The organism is Peribacillus sp. AS_2, from assembly GCF_026891895.1.
Classification (GTDB): domain Bacteria; phylum Bacillota; class Bacilli; order Bacillales; family DSM-1321; genus Peribacillus; species Peribacillus frigoritolerans.
In genome coordinates this window covers 317,997-333,864 of sequence record NZ_JAPTGA010000006.1, presented here as the reverse complement: position 1 = coordinate 333,864, position 15,868 = coordinate 317,997, and the positions used below count along the sequence as shown (strand labels likewise).

Here is a 15,868-nt window from a genome sequence, read left to right as displayed (position 1 = left end):
TAACTATCAAAAGGATCACCTTCATAAACATTTGTAGGAGGTTTAATGGTTCCTGCGTATAAAGAGTGAATCAGATGTGTAGGTAAGATACACAATGAAAAAGCCTGCCAATTATGCAGCAGGCCTTTTCTATCATCGATAGGTTAAAAAGCGTTCATACCAACTATCAATAAACTCTGCGGAGAATGGTCCTTTTCGCTGGCGTATCATATAAATCAAATAGTCTACGTTCTGTTTCAATATTGAATCGATGGCATCCGGGTAATTCATTTCTTTCCGATGCCTTTCATATTCATCCTCATCCAGCAAATTAAACGTCATATCTGGGAATACTTTAATGTCCAGGTCATAATCAATGTATTTCAATGCTCCCGAATCGTATGTGAACGGCGAACTGATATTGCAATAATAATAAACCCCGTCCTCTCTCAACATACCAATAACATTAAACCAATACTTTGAATGAAAATAGCAAATCGCCGGCTCTCTCGTAATCCAGGTCCTTCCATCTGATTCCGTTACCATAGTACGGTCATTCGCTGCTATCACCAGATTTTGGGTCCCTTTTAAAACGGTTGTCTCTTCCCAGATACGATGGATATGTCCATTATGTTTATAGCTATGGATTTGGATTTTTCCTCCTTCGGCAGGAACAATCCCCATTTATCTCTCCCTACTTTCTATAGACACCCTGACAGCGTACTGTGCCCTATTCCGTTTGCAGTTGTTTTGTGTATTTAAAATATATACTTTTTTCCATTTACCCTATATTCCTATATTATAGCGATTTATTCATAAATTTAAAACAAAAGTGGCTAATCTCCCAGTGAAAATGTGTAAATAAGTCGAAAAAGTCTGACCATCCACCCATTTCATCTAAGAAATTAGCCGGTTATTTATCGTATGGCTGCCTGTCCTTGCTGAAAATAACGGATTACTTCTTCCGTTTGCTTTTCGAACATTTCATGGATACTTTTCAATTCCTGCTTTTTAAGTTGAATCTCTTCCTGAATTGTGACCGCTTCACTCTCCTCTTCAAGGGCAAGGAGTTGCTTCTCTATATCTTGGCATCTTTCGATTTCGGATTGTAAAAGTAAAAGCTTATCCATCGTTTTCAACTGGTTGTTTATAAGCCGGTTAAATTCCTCCATGAATGCACCTTCCTAATCTGTATTTTTTCTATAGTATGTATATTCTATTTTTATCAGCTTTCTCCTTTGACATAAAATGTAAACACGACGAAACATTTGTCGAATCCAATGGAAGGCAAAAAAAAGCACCCTTCATAAGAAGGATGCTTTTCATCGGCAATTAGCCTTGGTTTTTATTGCTTTGAGATCTTTGGTTTTGTTGTTTCACTTCTTGAACGTTAGTTTCAGAAGCAAACTCTGTACCGAATTGGCCTTGTGCTTGACCTTGGCCTTTTCTTTGTTGAGATTGAGCGTTTTGTTGTCTTACTTCTTGAACGTTAGTTTCAGAAGCAAATTCTGTACCGAATTGGCCTTGGCCTTGTTGAGATTGCGCATTTTGTTGTCTTACTTGTTGAACGTCAGTACCTGCTTGTGATTTATTCATGTTGTTTTTAGCCATTGATATCACCTCCACGATAATAAGATAACCATTATCCCGGAGTGCTATCCAACAATAATCATTTAAATTTTTCCAGTTACATTAAACAAGCAATGAAATGCCCCCATCAACTATTACGGTTTGTCCACGAATCATCCTGGCTCCATCGGAAATTAAAAACAGGATGGTATTCACCATATCTTCCACCTCGACCATCCGTCCAGCGGGAGTCTGTTCTGCCGCCTCAGCAAGCATTTCATCCCGATTCGGGAAAGACTTCAGGGCATCCGTATCGATCACACCGCCTGAAACGGCATTGACACAAATATTTTTAGCAGCCAATTCGACCGCTAAATATCTTGTCAGGGCTTCAAGCGCAGCTTTGGAAACTCCAACAGCTGTATAATTTTTCAAATAGCGAATGGATCCTAGTGAACTGATGCTGACGATTTTCCCCCCGCCGTTCCTCTCCATTAGTTTCGCCGCTTCCTGTGCGCAGAAAAGGAGAGCTTTTGTATTGATGTCCATGGTCCAGTTCCAATGGGATTCCTCCAGCTCCATCAATGGACGCTGGACGCCAGAGGCCGCATTATTGATGAAAATATCCAAACGTCCGTAATAAGCATCGATTTCCTCGAACATGCTTTTCACTTTCGCAACATCACCGACATTTGCCTTGACTACAAGGGCTTTTCGCCCCAACGCTTCAATTTCGGCAGCCACTTCTAATGCTTTCGACTTGCTCCGGGCATAATTAATAACGAGGTCGTAACCCTCCTCCGCAAGCCTTATTGCCGTGCTTCTGCCTAAACCTTTACTGCTACCTGTAACGAGTGCCACTTTTTGTTCCATTCGTTTATTCATCCTTTCTGAGTAAACACCGAGTAATAAAAATCATTTTTTAAGGAGTGTTACTGTTATGTATGTTGGACGTGATATGACTGAGTTGTCGATGATGAAAAAATCGGATTGGGAAAATAGTGAACTTGCCTATTTTCATCACTCCCTTCAACAAATGGTACCTTATTTAAACCAAGAAGGACAGAGTATCCATAACGAAATCGTCAAAGAAATTGAAAATAGAGGCGGACTTAACAGGCAAGAGGCCGATTATACTCATGGAACGAAAACCAGTTACGAATGATTTTATACGGATATTGCTTTGAAAATCAACAAAAGGAAGAGGATATCTTATCGGATATCCTCTTTTATGCATATATCACGATTTCATTCGCTTATTCAATGCACTCCTTTTTCTTTATACGCCTTCATCATTTTTTGGTGGGAGACCGGAAATGCCAACTGCTCCATCTCTGCTGCACTCACCCACTTAAGTTGCTGTTCTTTCAGTGTCTCTTCATCGATGTCCTCTTTGACCACGCCGGTATACGTGTCCATTTTCCAAACGAGATGTGAGAAAACATGTTCAATTCTCACAAGTGATTCAGTGATTTCCGGTTTGACGCCATACATTTCCTTAAACCGACTCCCGAAGAATTCCCTCTTATGCAAGAGGGATGTATGGTTTTCGAAATTCGGATATTCCCAAAGATTAGCTAGCAATCCTTCTGACGCTCGCTTGTGAATTAAAAATTCACCTTTTTCATTCGTTAAAACGGCGGCTACAATTGGTACATCCCTTGTTTTTTTCTTTTGGATTTTTACCGGCAATTCCGACTGAACCCCTGCTTCAAATGCTAGACAATGACTTTGAACGGGGCATAATAGGCAGGCAGGCTTACCAGGTGTGCAGATTAATGCTCCAAGTTCCATCAAGGCTTGATTGAAGGCAGAGGTATGTTCATGATCGATCAGCTTCCTGACGGCAGCTTCGAATGTTTTTCTTGTCTTTGGCTTTGCTATATCTTCATATATCATTAATATCCTTGATAAAACTCGCATGACGTTTCCATCAACGGCTGGCTCCGGCTTGCCGTATGCGATACTTAGAATCGCACCAGCAGTATATGGGCCGACACCTTTCAATTTGGAGATTTCCTCGGGATCATCCGGTACAATCCCATTGTAGGATGCCTTCACTTCCTGAACGGCACTATGCAGATTCCTTACACGCGAGTAATATCCCAGCCCTTCCCAAGCTTTCAGGACCTTTTCTTCATCTGCATTGGCAAAGTCCTCGAGTGTCGGGAACCATTCGATGAACCGGTTGAAAAAAGGAATCACCGTATCCACTCTCGTTTGCTGCAGCATTATTTCAGAAACCCAAACGCGGTAAGGGTCCTTATTTTCCCTCCATGGCAATTCTCTTTGTTCTTCGAGAAACCAGGAAACCAAATCTTTTTGAAATTCATCGATTTTTATTTTTTCTATTGTCGGGATCGTTATTTCTTTCACATCAGTTCCTCCAAAGATGTTACACTCTAATCAAAATTGGGAATACCTATAGTAGGCCATTCTTTTTTTAATATCATGTTCATATCCATTTATTTGTAACGGGTCACTTGAAATAAATCAAAATTATATTCATTTGATGGTTAATATATAAATACGGTATGATGAAAGAAGACCATTTTTTTCAAATTGTGGCAGGGAGGTTAGTTTTTTGGATACAGGTACTCACTTTGTCATGGGAATTGCTCTTGGAGGTCTTGCCACATTAGATCCCGTCATTGCGCAGAGCCCAGTTACTGCAAGTGCAGTCATAGCAGGTACGATATTGGGATCACAAGCTCCGGACATTGACACCGTTTTAAAATTAAGGAATAACGCTGTATATATACGTAACCATCGTGGAATCACGCATTCCATTCCCGCTGTTTTACTTTGGCCCTTGATTATTAGCGGAGCAATTTTCGCCATCATACCTGAAGCAAATTACCTTCATCTTTGGCTTTGGACCTTTTTAGCCGTATTCCTTCACGTATTCGTGGATATATTCAATGCTTATGGGACCCAGGCTCTTAGGCCGATTTCGTCAAAATGGGTAGCTTTAGGGGTCATCAATACATTCGATCCATTCATTTTTGGAATACATGTTGCAGGCCTAATATTATGGGGCTTCGGATTTCCTCCAGGCTATTTATTTCTTTCCATTTACGGGATACTCGTCATTTATTACATTTCCAGGTTCAGGGAACAAGCTTTTATAAAAAGAGTGGTCAAACAGCAAATTCCTGGAGCAAGGAAAATTCTTTTATCACCGACGATGCGTTTTCACCGCTGGAAAATTGCGGTGATTACCGAAAAGAATTATTATGTGGCACGAGCCGATAATGGATATGTGAAGATTCTTGATACGTTCGATCGGGTGCCATTGCCTGAAAGTGAAATTCTCGAAGCCGCCAAGAAGGATATCAACTTGGCAGCCTTTCTGTCCTTTTCTCCGGTTTACCGATTCGAAATCGAACAGATAAAAGAATATTACGAAGTCCGTTTTATCGATCTAAGATATCGCAGCAATGGATATTACCCGTTTGTGGCAGTGGTCCATTTAGACAGCGAATTGAATATCTTGAATTCTTATACCGGCTGGATCTTTAGTGAAGCGAAGCTGCAGAAGAAATTGAATATTATTTTATAGTATATTGAAAAAGAGCTGATTCCAGGGAACTCCTCTGGAATCAGCTTTTTTAATGCAGTCGATTCTGCTGATTTAATAACTGCTGATATTTAGGGTTCTTTGCAATGAATTCGTGGAATTGCTCACCGTAGTTATCAATCCAGGTCCTTACAACGCGCGATGTCATTTCTTCACCGGCATATTCATGCCCAGCCTTTGCATAGGTCGCTTCGAAATCTTCCCATAATAATTCCACCCAAGTCAAAGCTTGCTCATACGTGATGTGTTCATTTTTCTCAAGCAGTATCTTGGTTAATCTTTCATGGTAATCATTCATTAGAACCACCTCATTGCCAATATTTTTACAGAATGAACTATACTGTCCCATACCCATACTAGTTGTAAGCGGAAACGCTTCTTTCTTAATCTGATGCTTGGAGGAGAAAAAATTTGCGAAATAAACAAAAAGGATTCCCCAACCAAAACAATAATAAATTCCAAGGCGAGCCTCGTGCAAAGGCAAGATATGCTTCAAAGCGTGCAGATGGAAGTATTAATACACACCCTCAAGAAAGAATGAAAGCTTCAAACGAGCGATCGAATTAAAAGGTACATCAGAAGGAACCGGGTACTTCCCCGGTTCCTTTTTATTTCAGCATTGAAATCGGGAGTGCTTCTTCCTTACCGCTACCGCCCAAGCGGTAACCCCAAGCGAATACGCCGTTCATATAATCAATTTTGAAATAGACACCGGGATCTCCGTCAATTTGATATATTTCACCTTTTTTGAAATCATCAGGATTTAACAAATAGGCCTTGGCCATCGTCACTTTTCGTTCCAATACTGAATATTCATTAACCATTCCCAATTGCTCTGCTTTTCTCGCTTTTTCAGTCAACGCTGCGATTTCCTGTTGCAGTTCATAGGCAGATAGCTTGCTGTATCTTACGTCGCTCATATATATGACTCCTCAAATGAAATAATTAATTTACTTATATATTAAACAAAATTTTGTGATTTGGCTATTGATGCACTTAATCACCATCAGGATTGGAAAGATAACGCTCAATCAATTCTATTGGAAAACCTTTTCGGTATAATGCCTGCTTCATTTTTTGTTCATATTCGAAGCCTTCATGGTTTTTATATCGGCGTTGCATTTTTTCGGCATGGTGGCAAAGGGAATCCCATTGTTCATCCTCATCCTTTTCCACCGTCACATCTTCAAGTGCTTCATGGATGATATCTCTTGGAAAACCTTTCCGTAACAAGGTTTGTTCAACCTTCAGCCTTAAAGCTCGTTCGGAAATGTTTTTTTCCTTTTTGACCGCTTTTCCAGCCAGATTCCTTGCATGTTCAATTTGAATGTCATAAGGGTATTCCTTCAATGCCTCGACAATCAACTTCTCTTGCACCCCTTTTTCCTTAAGCTCAAGCTTAAGGGTAGTGGGCCCTTTATTCCCTCCATTCACATGGGTCCGCACGTAAGCCTTGGAAAATTCAAGGTCGTCTAAATAGTTAAAGCTGTATAGTTTATGTATCGCTTCCTTAATGATCGGCTCTTCCGTTTCCTTCTTTTTTAAATAAAGGCGAATTTCCGATTCTGAGCGCATCCGGTATGATAAATAATTAAGTGCATCGGTAAATGCTTTTTGGATTTCATCATGGAATTGTATTTCGGCCAAAAGCAGGTCATCAAGTTCCATACCCTTTTTCAACTGAAATTTCAATAGCACTTCTTCGTCTACACTGAAGGCATATTTTTCGTCAACGAAGATGTTATAACGATCTTTACGTTTCTTTTGGGTTGTTATTTTTGTTATGTTTGGCATAAATCCACCCCCCACACCTACTTTACCCCTTTACGTTTACCATTTCTATATATAGCATGCCTAAAAATGAAAAAAGAACATGGGCATGTTAAAGTGAAGGAAAGACAGGGAAAGGAAGTGGTTTTCATGAAAATAGCCATTGCTGGTGGAAGCGGTTTTGTCGGCACAGCCCTAATTGATGAATTATCAAAAGAAAATCATGATATATATATTTTGACCCGTCATCCCGAAAAATTCAAGAAACGGACTAATTTGACATATATCGGCTGGTTAACCGAGGAGGCAACGCCGGAAATGCACTTGGAGGGGCTCGATGTGTTCATTAACCTTGCTGGTGAATCTCTGAACAGCGGCCGTTGGACACCTGAACGAAAGCGCCGGATTGTCGAAAGCAGGATCGAGGCTTCCAAAGAGATGAACCGGATCATTTCCATACTGCCCTCCAAAGTGTCCGTCATCATTAATGCAAGTGCAATCGGATATTATGGTATTTCGGACGATGAGACCTTTACCGAAACCTCTGAATCCATTGGTGATGATTTCTTGGCCCGTACTGTTCAACTATGGGAAAAGGAAGCGGCTAAATCACGCTCTTACAGTAAAAGGTTGATCTTAACAAGATTCGGGGTGATTCTTGGAGAAAAAGACGGAGCACTGCCAATGATGGCCTTCCCCTATAAACTATTTGGCGGAGGAAAGATTGGCAAAGGGAATCAGTGGCTTTCCTGGATTCATATCCATGACGCGGTCCGTGCAATCATCTTTAGCATGAATGATGCTAGGATAGAAGGTCCAGTCAATTTTACGGCACCGAACCCCGTCCAGATGGATACATTCGGAAAAACAATAGGAACTGTCCTGCACCGGCCCCATTGGTTAACTGTCCCCCCTTTCTTCCTCAAGAAATTGTTGGGGGAAATGAGCATCCTTGTACTTGAAGGGCAAAATGTCCTTCCCACTAAACTTAAAGAAGAAGGATTCACCTTCTCCTTTCCAACCCTTAAAGAAGCCTTACAAAATATCTTAAAAGAAGATTCCCACGTATGAAAGGGTCATTTTAGGAAAAAATAGGGATATTAAGTGAATGGAGATGATCTAATTGCTCAAAAAACACGATAAAGAAAAAAGTAACTTAACTAGTACACAAGCGATCCTTTATGCTCGCGAATTTAAAAAAGCAGATCGAGCTGGTGGATATACCGAGAAGAAATCCCGTCGTTAGGTTTGGAGTTTTTTCCCTTACATTTTGAACAGCCACTCAACACAAAATAAGCTGGAGATGATTAGTGAAATTCATCTCCAGCTTATTTATATTCCAGGGGGCGATAACATGGGACGAAATAACATACACCATAATCGAGATAAGAACACACAGAAACTTCCTCAGGTTCCCAAAAACCTGAAAAGTGACGGACTTGACGTTGAATATTCTTCCGAACTGGCTGACCAGGAAGATATCGAGGCACAAGCCCGTGCAAATGCGGCTGACCGCCGTGCTCATAATCGCCGATAAGCAGAATAAACCAACCCAAGGGGCTGTAAGTTAGCCCCTTGGTCCTCTTTATTTACATAGCTTATCCACAACCCTGTGTATATTGTGGATATATTCTGAAAATACTGACAAAAAATAAGTCCATTAACTCACCTTATCAACATGAAAATAATGTTATTTCTGGATAACCCTGTGGATTATGTGGATAAAGGAGAGATTGGGCTAACACGCTACATTTTCGTTGTGGATAACTATTCTCTCTCCTTCATTTGTTCCACAAGGTTATTATTTATAAAATAATTTATCCAAATCTTTTTCCAGCAATTCTAAACCCTATCTTGGTATTTCATCGGCCGCTGACCCCGGCATTTAAAGAAGGTTCCCCAAACCTTTGCCATCAACATTTTCTTCCAACTGTTTACGAAGCAAGAACTTTTGTATCTTCCCACTTGCGTTCCGAGGCAGCTCATTACAGAAGATATATCTCCTTGGACGTTTATAGTTCGCCAAACTATTACTGTTCTTACACCAAGTTTCTAAATCGCTTTCGGCAAGCATTGGGTCTTTGGCTACGATGAATGCCGTTACCGTTTCCCCCCATTGATCATCTGGCTGACCAAGTACCGCACAGTCGAGAACTCCTTGATGCTCATATAGTGTATCTTCCACTTCACGCGGATAAATATTTTCCCCTCCAGAAATAATCATGTCGTCCACACGGTCCTTGACCCACAGATATCCATCTTCATCCAGGAAACCGATGTCACCGGAATGGTACCAGCCTTTGTAAAGCGCCTTTTCGGTCTCTCTATCTTTTTGAAAGTAACCCTGCATGATACACGGACCCTTTACAAGGATTTCCCCTGTTTCCCCAGGTTCCAGCATATCCTCGGGATCTGATGGCCCATCGTCATTCGGACGGGCAATGATGATTTCATGTTCGGAACATGCCTTGCCGGCAGAACCCGCTTTCCTAATTTGATCTTCCTCCAATAGGAGAGTTATGGCCGGCCCCATTTCAGTCATTCCATAGGCCTGGATGAACTGGATGCCGAGTTTCTCCTGACAGGCACGTACAAGGGATGGAGCCATCGGGGCTGCTCCATAAAGCCCTAACTTCAAGCTCTGGAATTTATACTCCTCCAATTTTTCCTGAATGAGCATGTTCCACATCGTAGGTGCAGCAAAAAACTTGGTGACCCCCTCGGATTCAATCAGTTCCATGACCTTTTTGGGATGAAACTGATGTAATATGACATTAGCTGCACCGACCTGTACACGAGGTAAAAAAGAGCAGTGCAATTCAGCACAATGAAACATTGGTGCAGTAATCAAACCGATATCAGAGCGTTCATACTTCATGGCCTCTATTAAAATCTCGGCTTGTTTGACCATGTCTTTATGAAGGTGAATGACCCCTTTGGGACGTCCGGTAGTTCCGCTCGTATACATGATGGCATAAATGTCATCTTCGTGAACTTCAACTTCATCTGGCTTTGAGGAGATACTGGCCAATTTTTGGCGGTAACCTTTGGCATACCCAGGCACATCCTGATCAATATACCAGAAGGCCGTTTCCGGAAATCGCTTTTCAACCGCGGCGACGTTCGTTTCCAATTCGCGTTCGAATAGAACGACCTTTGGAGCAGCGTCATTCAAAATGAAGGCCAACTCTTCCGGCATTAAACGGAAGTTGATCGGATTGAAGATTGCACCGATTTTTGCACAGGCAAAGAACGCTGTTGCAAGCTCTTCATTGTTGTAAAGGTACGTAGATACCCTGTCCCCTTTTCGCACCCCTTCCGCTTGAAGGGCCGCCGCCAACCTATTCACCTGTTCATTCCATTGGATATACGTATAGCGGATATTTCTTCTCACGTCGTAGATAGCTTCTTTAATGGGGAATTTCTGAACCGTCTGATCAAAGATATTCTTAATCGTTACTGACAAATCATTCTCCTCCTCAAGTAACCACCATCAACAGGAAGAATTCAGCAAAGCCTGCCGATGGTCGACTTCATCCCTTTTTCAGCTTTTACTTTCGTGCGAATTACGAATATTCATAAATGGATAGTCCAGCTTCAGTCCATTCTTTCAATGATGGTGGCATTCGCCATGCCGTGGCCTTCACACATTGTTTGCAGCCCATAACGGCCGCCCGTCCTTTCTAATTCATGGATCATGGACACCATCAAACGGGCCCCGCTGCCGCCAAGAGGATGCCCCAATGCAATCGCCCCGCCATTTGGATTCAGCTTCTTTGGGTCTGCCCCCGTTTCTTTTAGCCATGCAATCGGTACAGGAGCGAAAGCCTCGTTCACTTCAAAGATATCGATATCATCAATTGTAAGACCCGCTTTTTCCAAAGCTTTTTGGGTGGCGGGAATCGGTCCCGTTAGCATCAGGGTGGGATCCGACCCGACAACAACCCGTGTATGCACTTTAAAGCGCGGTTTCAATCCAAGTTCTTCTGCTTTACTGCGTTCCATCAATAATAAAGCGGCAGCACCGTCACTGATCTGACTAGAATTCCCTGCATGGATTAAACCGCCTTCTTGAAATGCCGGTTTCAATCCAGCCAGCACTTCAAGCGTAGTTCCGCTCCTTGGGCCTTGATCTTCCGTAACTTCGATTTGATTTCCTTCTTTATCAGTACCCATTACTGATATCATTTCACGGTTAAAATGTCCTTCTTTTTGAGCACGTATTGCCTTGGCATGACTTTCAACGGAAAACCGATCACAATCTTCACGTGTTATTCCCCACTTGTCTGCGATTCTTTCAGCTGATAAACCTTGGTTGATCACCTCGTAAAGGTCCATATACTTTTGGCTTGTTACAGCACCTTGAAGATTTGACCCCATGGGAACTCGTGACATGTTTTCCACTCCACCTGCCACTACCACATCCATATCACCCGACAGGATGGCCTGGGAAGCAAAATGGACTGCCTGCTGACTTGATCCGCATTGACGGTCAATCGTCGTTCCCGGCACTTCAATCGGAAATCCGGCTATCAGTGCGGCAACCCTTGCTATATCACCGGCCTGTTCGCCCGACTGTGAGACACACCCTAAAATGACATCATCGACAATAGCAGGATCGATGCCCGCCTTTTCAATCAGCTTCTTCAATACTTCCCCTGCCAGATTATCAGGGCGAACGTCTTTCAAGACACCGTTCCTTCTGCCTACCGGCGTGCGAATTCCTTCAACGATAACCACTTCCCGCATATACTCTCTTCCCTTCTCATCTTTACTATAGGCCCAGATTCTTAGCGATGATTTTCTTCATGATTTCATTTGTGCCGGCATAGATGCTTGCTACCGGAACATCCCGATACCTTCTGGCAATTTTGTATTCCTCCATATACCCATAGCCGCCATGGAGCTGCATGCATTCAATGGATATTTTTCTGGCAGTCTCCGTCAAACGCCATTTCGCCATCGAAACTTCCGTTACAACCTGTTCCCCAGCCATATGTTTGGTGATCAATTGATCTAGGAAAGCACGCCCCATTTTTATCTCCGTAGCCATTTCCGCGATTTTGAATTGAGTATTTTGAAACTGACTTACAGACTTTCCGAACGCTTCCCTGCCCTTCACATACTCAATCGTATCAGCCAGCATATCCTCAGACGCGGTTTGAGCACAAATTGCCACCACAAGGCGTTCCTGCTGCAGTTTTTCCATTAAATAAATAAACCCCTTGCCTTCTTCACCAAGCAGGTTTTCCTTTGGAACACGGCAATCCTCGAAGATGAGTTCTGCTGTATCCTGACTGTGCAAGCCAAGTTTCTTCAGTTTTCTCCCCCTGGAAAATCCGGGTGTATCCCTTTCGACCACGACTAAGCTAACGCCTTTATGTTTCGGAACGGCGCTGGGATCCGTTTTACAGGCAACAATGATCAAGTCCGAATGAATGCCATTTGTGATGAATGTCTTTTGACCATTTAATATGTAATGATCTCCATCCAAAATGGCAGTCGTTTTAATATTGGCCAAATCCGAACCTGTACCAGGCTCTGTCATGGCAATGGCTGTAATGATTTCCCCTGTCGTACATTTTCGAAGCCAGCGCTGTTTCTGCGACTCATTTCCGTAGGCGGAAATATACGGTACGGTGATATCACTGTGAAGTCCGAAACCAATGAACCCAGAACCAACCCTTTCCAATTCTTCATTAATGATAACGGCAAAGCCCCAATCTACCCCGGAACCCCCATAATCTTCTTCAAGGTCCGGACATAAAAAACCCTGTTCCCCCATTTTCACCCAAAAAGACCGGGGAATGATTCTTTCTTCTTCCCAACGTTCATAGTGGGGAACTGCTTCTTTCTCTAAAAACTTTCGGAAGGACATACGGAAAATTTCATGTTCTTCACTTAGGTACGGATGCTTCATCTGTTTTATCTCCTCTCCATTCCTTTGTCGGAGGCTCTTTTTCTAGATTTACAATGGTTTGATTGACAACTTACCTTGGTGACATTCTAATGGCCCCATCCAGTCTGATTGTTTCCCCATTCAGCATCGGATTCGTTATGATGCTTTCCGTTAGTTTAGCGTACTCTTCTGGATACCCGAGCCTTGATGGGAATGGCACGGTTTTCCCTAATGACGTCCTGGCTTCTTCAGGTAATGAATCGAACATCGGTGTATGGAATAGACCCGGTGCAATCGATACGACACGTATCCCTTTGATGGCAAGCTCCCTTGCGATTGGCAGAGTCATACCGACAATCCCTCCCTTGGAGGCACTATATGCGGCTTGTCCGATTTGTCCTTCAAAGGCAGCGACCGAAGCTGTATTGATGATGACTCCACGCTCCCCCTCTTGATTCGGTTCATTTTCGACCATTTTTTCAGCTGCAAGCCGGATTACGTTAAATGTACCGACCAAATTGATTTGCACGACTTTTGAGAACGCTTTCAATTCATGTATGCCTTTCCTGCCTATGACCTTCTCTGCAATGGCAATGCCTGCACAGTTGATGACAGTATTAATGCTACCGAATTTTTTTAATCCTTCATCCAATGCTACAGATACGCTATCTTCACTAGTTACATCCGTTTTAATAAACAGGACCGAATCGCCCAACTCCTGAGCCATTTTAGCGCCATTTTCTTCCGAGAGGTCGAATATGACCGCTTTTCCACCTTTTTTAATGATGTTTCTTACTGTCGCCGCTCCCAGACCTGAAGCCCCGCCTGTCACAACTGCAATGGTTTCTTGAATTTCCAAATTCTCACCCCATCTGTTTCTAGAATATATTCATCTTTCACTATCATCAAAACCTATTTTCAAGATTAATTTCACCGCTTGCCTGTTTTATCGTTCATTTTCAACTCAAGAAGGGTTTCGGTAAAGCCTTTGATTACCTGTTCAAAATCCTGCTTCAACCCATCCAGCTCTTTAATTCGTTCATTAAGTTCGTTTAACTTCTGTCCTGCAGTTTCAATCGTTTTTTCCAATTGCTTAATGCCTGTCCTATCCTTATCGAATAAAAGGACTATATCCTTTATTTCCACTAACGAAAAACCATACTTCTTACCGCGCATTATGATTTTGAGCTGTGCATATTCTTTCTTTCCATAAACTCTTTTTCCCGTTTCGGTACGCATTGGCCTAAGCATACCCAGTTCCTCATAATAACGGAGGGTCCTTGTCGTCAATTCGAATTCTTTTGCTAACTCAGAAATGGTGTACATGTTAAAACCACACTTTGCAAAGGGATTATTTACCTTTATTCTAACATTAACGTTAACGTAAACTTCAATGAAATATTCACAAAATTTATAATATATGAATCTGCATGGAAGATTTATATTGATATACTATGGGTATATTCTTTTTATAGAAGGGAATGATCGATCAATGCTATGTTCAAAAATATTAGTTGCTTATGATGAATCTGAGTTGGCACTAAAGTCTTTAGAAAAAGCGATTGAATTAGCAAAGCTGGATCCCGCTATCGAAATCCAGGTGCTTCACGCTGTTACACTGCCAATCAAGCCAAATATATATGGCAGTGCTTTTCAGGAAATTGAAGAATCCATGCTTAAGCATGGCAAGGAAGTGATTAAAAAAGCGGAAGCCCTTTTATCCGAAATCCCGAATGCATCCCAAACATTTGTCGTAGAAGGTTCAGCCATCACGACTTTATTGGAACATGCAAAATCCAAGAATTGTGACCTTATTATCATGGGCAGCCGCGGATTGAGCGGCTTCAAGGAATTCCTGGGCAGCGTGAGCCACTATATCGTTCAACATTCTCCAGTTCCTGTCTTGTTGGTCAAATGAAATTTACGGCAGTTATGGCCAGCCCCTTCATAGGCTGGGTTCCCCTTTGGAATCCAGCTTATTTATGCGTGCATGAACTCCAAACTTATCATGTTTTACAAACACTTCCGTTTACGGGTAAAATGAAACTAATTTCAAACGAGGAAAACAGGTGACGCAATGGATATTAAACATTTGCAATACTTTATAGAGGTTGCCAATTTCAATAGCTTCACTCGGGCTGCCGATCATTTATTCATTACACAGCCGACCATCAGCAAGATGATTAAAAACCTGGAAATCGAGCTAGGTGTTGAGCTTTTTGATCGTTCACGTAAGCAACTGATCTTGACCGATGCAGGCAGGGTTGTCTTAGACCAGGCAAAATTGATCGATAAGGCCTTTCACAATTTAGAAACGGAAATGGACAATTTATTAGGTTTAAAAAAGGGACATATACGCATCGGGCTGCCGCCGATCATCGACGCTTCTTTCTTCCCCCGAATTCTTAGCCGTTTTCACCAGGACTATCCCAATATCACCTTTCAATTAGTGGAGGATGGTTCAAAGAAAATAGAAGAATCCGTCCAAAATGATTTAATCGATATAGGCGTAATAGTCCTGCCAACCAACAACGCGCTTTTTCACCATTTTGCTTTTTTGGAAGAAGACATCAACTTGATAGTTCATCCCTCCCACCCCCATGCTTGTGTGGAAGAAATTGATTTGGCCGACCTGGAAAAGGAATCTTTCATCTTATTCAATAAAGATTACGTCCTTCGAGATCTCATCATTTCATCCTGTAGTGAAGCTGGTTTTTCTCCACATATCGTCACGGAAAGTTCACGATGGGATTTTATTGAGGAAATGGTTTACTGTAAACTTGGCGTTGCTCTATTACCTGAAAGTTTATGCCGTCATGATGATCGCGTAAAGACAATCAAGGTTAGAAACCCCTCCATTAGCTGGAATTTAGGATTTATATGGAGTAAGGACCATTACCTTTCATACGCTGCAAAAGAATGGCTGAAATATACTAGGGAAGCATGGTCCCATAAGTAGTGGATTATCCAGCAAGATTGATGAAAGCACTATCATAGATTTGGGTTATGCACGTGATAACATCTAACCATTTTACAATGAGTTACAGCGGGGGTAGACTAGTATGAGTAAA

The 15,868-nt window shown here is 42.1% G+C and carries 21 protein-coding genes; 8 read left to right on the top strand and 13 right to left on the bottom strand.

Translation table 11 applies throughout. The features are described from left to right. Positions 1-132: 132 nt before the first annotated feature. The 4 genes from ntdP to fabL form a co-directional block, all read right to left on the bottom strand. Positions 133-663: a nucleoside tri-diphosphate phosphatase gene (gene ntdP, locus OTG27_RS13640; RefSeq protein WP_048685440.1), complete on the bottom strand. Its 531-nt coding sequence runs from the start codon at positions 661-663 to the stop codon at positions 133-135. Between the two features lie 233 nt (positions 664-896). Then, on the bottom strand, positions 897-1,151 hold the full coding sequence (locus OTG27_RS13635) for a YgaB family protein (protein ID WP_048685443.1): 255 nt from the start codon (positions 1,149-1,151) through the stop codon (positions 897-899). Positions 1,152-1,311: 160 nt separating this feature from the next. Further along, on the bottom strand, positions 1,312-1,590 hold the full coding sequence (locus tag OTG27_RS13630) for a gamma-type small acid-soluble spore protein (protein ID WP_063592108.1): 279 nt from the start codon (positions 1,588-1,590) through the stop codon (positions 1,312-1,314). 81 nt (positions 1,591-1,671) lie between these two features. Continuing rightward, positions 1,672-2,421 (bottom strand): enoyl-[acyl-carrier-protein] reductase FabL, encoded by a 750-nt coding sequence (gene fabL / locus OTG27_RS13625; protein ID WP_048685448.1) that lies wholly within the window; start codon positions 2,419-2,421, stop codon positions 1,672-1,674. Positions 2,422-2,488: 67 nt separating this feature from the next. On the opposite strand from fabL, the gene OTG27_RS13620 reads away from it, so the two are divergent. Next, positions 2,489-2,713: a hypothetical protein gene (locus OTG27_RS13620; RefSeq protein ID WP_096339011.1), complete on the top strand. Its 225-nt coding sequence runs from the start codon at positions 2,489-2,491 to the stop codon at positions 2,711-2,713. Positions 2,714-2,808: 95 nt separating this feature from the next. On the opposite strand, the gene mutY is transcribed toward OTG27_RS13620, so the two are convergent. After that, positions 2,809-3,924, bottom strand: coding sequence for an A/G-specific adenine glycosylase (gene mutY, locus OTG27_RS13615; protein WP_268937215.1), 1,116 nt, complete (start codon positions 3,922-3,924; stop codon positions 2,809-2,811). A 208-nt stretch (positions 3,925-4,132) separates the two neighbouring features. Here mutY and OTG27_RS13610 point away from each other — a divergent pair, with 208 nt between their 5' ends. After that, on the top strand, positions 4,133-5,110 hold the full coding sequence (locus OTG27_RS13610; protein ID WP_048685454.1) for a metal-dependent hydrolase: 978 nt from the start codon (positions 4,133-4,135) through the stop codon (positions 5,108-5,110). Positions 5,111-5,159: 49 nt separating this feature from the next. On the opposite strand, the gene OTG27_RS13605 is transcribed toward OTG27_RS13610, so the two are convergent. After that, complete coding sequence (locus OTG27_RS13605; RefSeq protein ID WP_034305384.1) at positions 5,160-5,426, bottom strand: YfhJ family protein; 267 nt, start codon at positions 5,424-5,426, stop codon at positions 5,160-5,162. A 113-nt stretch (positions 5,427-5,539) separates the two neighbouring features. On the opposite strand from OTG27_RS13605, the gene OTG27_RS13600 reads away from it, so the two are divergent. Beyond that, a complete protein-coding gene (locus OTG27_RS13600; protein WP_034305387.1) occupies positions 5,540-5,695 on the top strand; it encodes a small, acid-soluble spore protein K in 156 nt (51 codons plus the stop codon). 41 nt (positions 5,696-5,736) lie between these two features. On the opposite strand, the gene OTG27_RS13595 is transcribed toward OTG27_RS13600, so the two are convergent. After that, positions 5,737-6,048 carry a YfhH family protein gene (locus OTG27_RS13595; protein ID WP_034305394.1) on the bottom strand — a complete coding sequence of 104 codons (312 nt, stop codon included), beginning with the start codon at positions 6,046-6,048 and terminating at the stop codon, positions 5,737-5,739. Positions 6,049-6,124: 76 nt separating this feature from the next. After that, the gene (gene recX, locus OTG27_RS13590) at positions 6,125-6,922 is read right to left on the bottom strand and encodes a recombination regulator RecX (RefSeq protein ID WP_268937213.1); all 798 of its coding nucleotides are present in this window, start codon (positions 6,920-6,922) and stop codon (positions 6,125-6,127) included. A gap of 126 nt (positions 6,923-7,048) precedes the next feature. On the opposite strand from recX, the gene OTG27_RS13585 reads away from it, so the two are divergent. The 3 genes from OTG27_RS13585 (at position 7,049) to OTG27_RS13575 (ending at position 8,435) form a co-directional block, all read left to right on the top strand. Further along, positions 7,049-7,969: a TIGR01777 family oxidoreductase gene (locus OTG27_RS13585; RefSeq protein ID WP_268937231.1), complete on the top strand. Its 921-nt coding sequence runs from the start codon at positions 7,049-7,051 to the stop codon at positions 7,967-7,969. Positions 7,970-8,021: 52 nt separating this feature from the next. Continuing rightward, entirely contained in the window at positions 8,022-8,144 is a 123-nt protein-coding gene (locus OTG27_RS13580) for a YfhE family protein (RefSeq protein WP_081088510.1), read from the top strand. Positions 8,145-8,252: 108 nt separating this feature from the next. Beyond that, the gene (locus OTG27_RS13575) at positions 8,253-8,435 is read left to right on the top strand and encodes a YfhD family protein (RefSeq protein WP_057278714.1); all 183 of its coding nucleotides are present in this window, start codon (positions 8,253-8,255) and stop codon (positions 8,433-8,435) included. A 348-nt stretch (positions 8,436-8,783) separates the two neighbouring features. Here OTG27_RS13575 and OTG27_RS13570 read toward each other — a convergent pair whose 3' ends face one another. From OTG27_RS13570 to OTG27_RS13550, 5 genes are all read right to left on the bottom strand, one after another. Then, positions 8,784-10,364: a fatty acid--CoA ligase gene (locus tag OTG27_RS13570; RefSeq protein WP_268937212.1), complete on the bottom strand. Its 1,581-nt coding sequence runs from the start codon at positions 10,362-10,364 to the stop codon at positions 8,784-8,786. Between the two features lie 131 nt (positions 10,365-10,495). Beyond that, a complete protein-coding gene (locus tag OTG27_RS13565; RefSeq protein ID WP_268937211.1) occupies positions 10,496-11,647 on the bottom strand; it encodes a thiolase family protein in 1,152 nt (383 codons plus the stop codon). Positions 11,648-11,672: 25 nt separating this feature from the next. After that, positions 11,673-12,818: an acyl-CoA dehydrogenase family protein gene (locus OTG27_RS13560; protein WP_057278711.1), complete on the bottom strand. Its 1,146-nt coding sequence runs from the start codon at positions 12,816-12,818 to the stop codon at positions 11,673-11,675. A 70-nt stretch (positions 12,819-12,888) separates the two neighbouring features. Next, the gene (locus OTG27_RS13555; protein ID WP_098187154.1) at positions 12,889-13,656 is read right to left on the bottom strand and encodes a 3-hydroxyacyl-CoA dehydrogenase; all 768 of its coding nucleotides are present in this window, start codon (positions 13,654-13,656) and stop codon (positions 12,889-12,891) included. A gap of 71 nt (positions 13,657-13,727) precedes the next feature. Beyond that, a complete protein-coding gene (locus OTG27_RS13550) occupies positions 13,728-14,123 on the bottom strand; it encodes a MerR family transcriptional regulator (protein WP_098187153.1) in 396 nt (131 codons plus the stop codon). Positions 14,124-14,289: 166 nt separating this feature from the next. Here OTG27_RS13550 and OTG27_RS13545 point away from each other — a divergent pair, with 166 nt between their 5' ends. Beyond that, the gene (locus OTG27_RS13545) at positions 14,290-14,715 is read left to right on the top strand and encodes a universal stress protein (RefSeq protein WP_268937210.1); all 426 of its coding nucleotides are present in this window, start codon (positions 14,290-14,292) and stop codon (positions 14,713-14,715) included. Between the two features lie 159 nt (positions 14,716-14,874). Next, positions 14,875-15,756, top strand: a complete 882-nt coding sequence (gene cidR, locus OTG27_RS13540; protein ID WP_268937208.1) for a cidABC operon transcriptional activator CidR — start codon at positions 14,875-14,877, stop codon at positions 15,754-15,756. Positions 15,757-15,868 lie beyond the last annotated feature (112 nt).

Coding starts and splice junctions, on each gene's coding strand:
- OTG27_RS13575 (WP_057278714.1), top strand. CDS start 8,253: ATGGGACGAAATAACATACACCATAATCGAGATAAGAACACACAGAAA.
- OTG27_RS13620 (WP_096339011.1), top strand. CDS start 2,489: ATGTATGTTGGACGTGATATGACTGAGTTGTCGATGATGAAAAAATCG.
- fabL (WP_048685448.1), bottom strand. CDS start 2,421: ATGGAACAAAAAGTGGCACTCGTTACAGGTAGCAGTAAAGGTTTAGGC.
- OTG27_RS13635 (WP_048685443.1), bottom strand. CDS start 1,151: ATGGAGGAATTTAACCGGCTTATAAACAACCAGTTGAAAACGATGGAT.
- OTG27_RS13585 (WP_268937231.1), top strand. CDS start 7,049: ATGAAAATAGCCATTGCTGGTGGAAGCGGTTTTGTCGGCACAGCCCTA.
- OTG27_RS13630 (WP_063592108.1), bottom strand. CDS start 1,590: ATGGCTAAAAACAACATGAATAAATCACAAGCAGGTACTGACGTTCAA.
- OTG27_RS13560 (WP_057278711.1), bottom strand. CDS start 12,818: ATGAAGCATCCGTACCTAAGTGAAGAACATGAAATTTTCCGTATGTCC.
- OTG27_RS13545 (WP_268937210.1), top strand. CDS start 14,290: ATGCTATGTTCAAAAATATTAGTTGCTTATGATGAATCTGAGTTGGCA.
- OTG27_RS13595 (WP_034305394.1), bottom strand. CDS start 6,048: ATGAGCGACGTAAGATACAGCAAGCTATCTGCCTATGAACTGCAACAG.
- OTG27_RS13550 (WP_098187153.1), bottom strand. CDS start 14,123: ATGTACACCATTTCTGAGTTAGCAAAAGAATTCGAATTGACGACAAGG.
- ntdP (WP_048685440.1), bottom strand. CDS start 663: ATGGGGATTGTTCCTGCCGAAGGAGGAAAAATCCAAATCCATAGCTAT.
- OTG27_RS13565 (WP_268937211.1), bottom strand. CDS start 11,647: ATGCGGGAAGTGGTTATCGTTGAAGGAATTCGCACGCCGGTAGGCAGA.
- cidR (WP_268937208.1), top strand. CDS start 14,875: ATGGATATTAAACATTTGCAATACTTTATAGAGGTTGCCAATTTCAAT.
- OTG27_RS13605 (WP_034305384.1), bottom strand. CDS start 5,426: ATGAATGATTACCATGAAAGATTAACCAAGATACTGCTTGAGAAAAAT.
- recX (WP_268937213.1), bottom strand. CDS start 6,922: ATGCCAAACATAACAAAAATAACAACCCAAAAGAAACGTAAAGATCGT.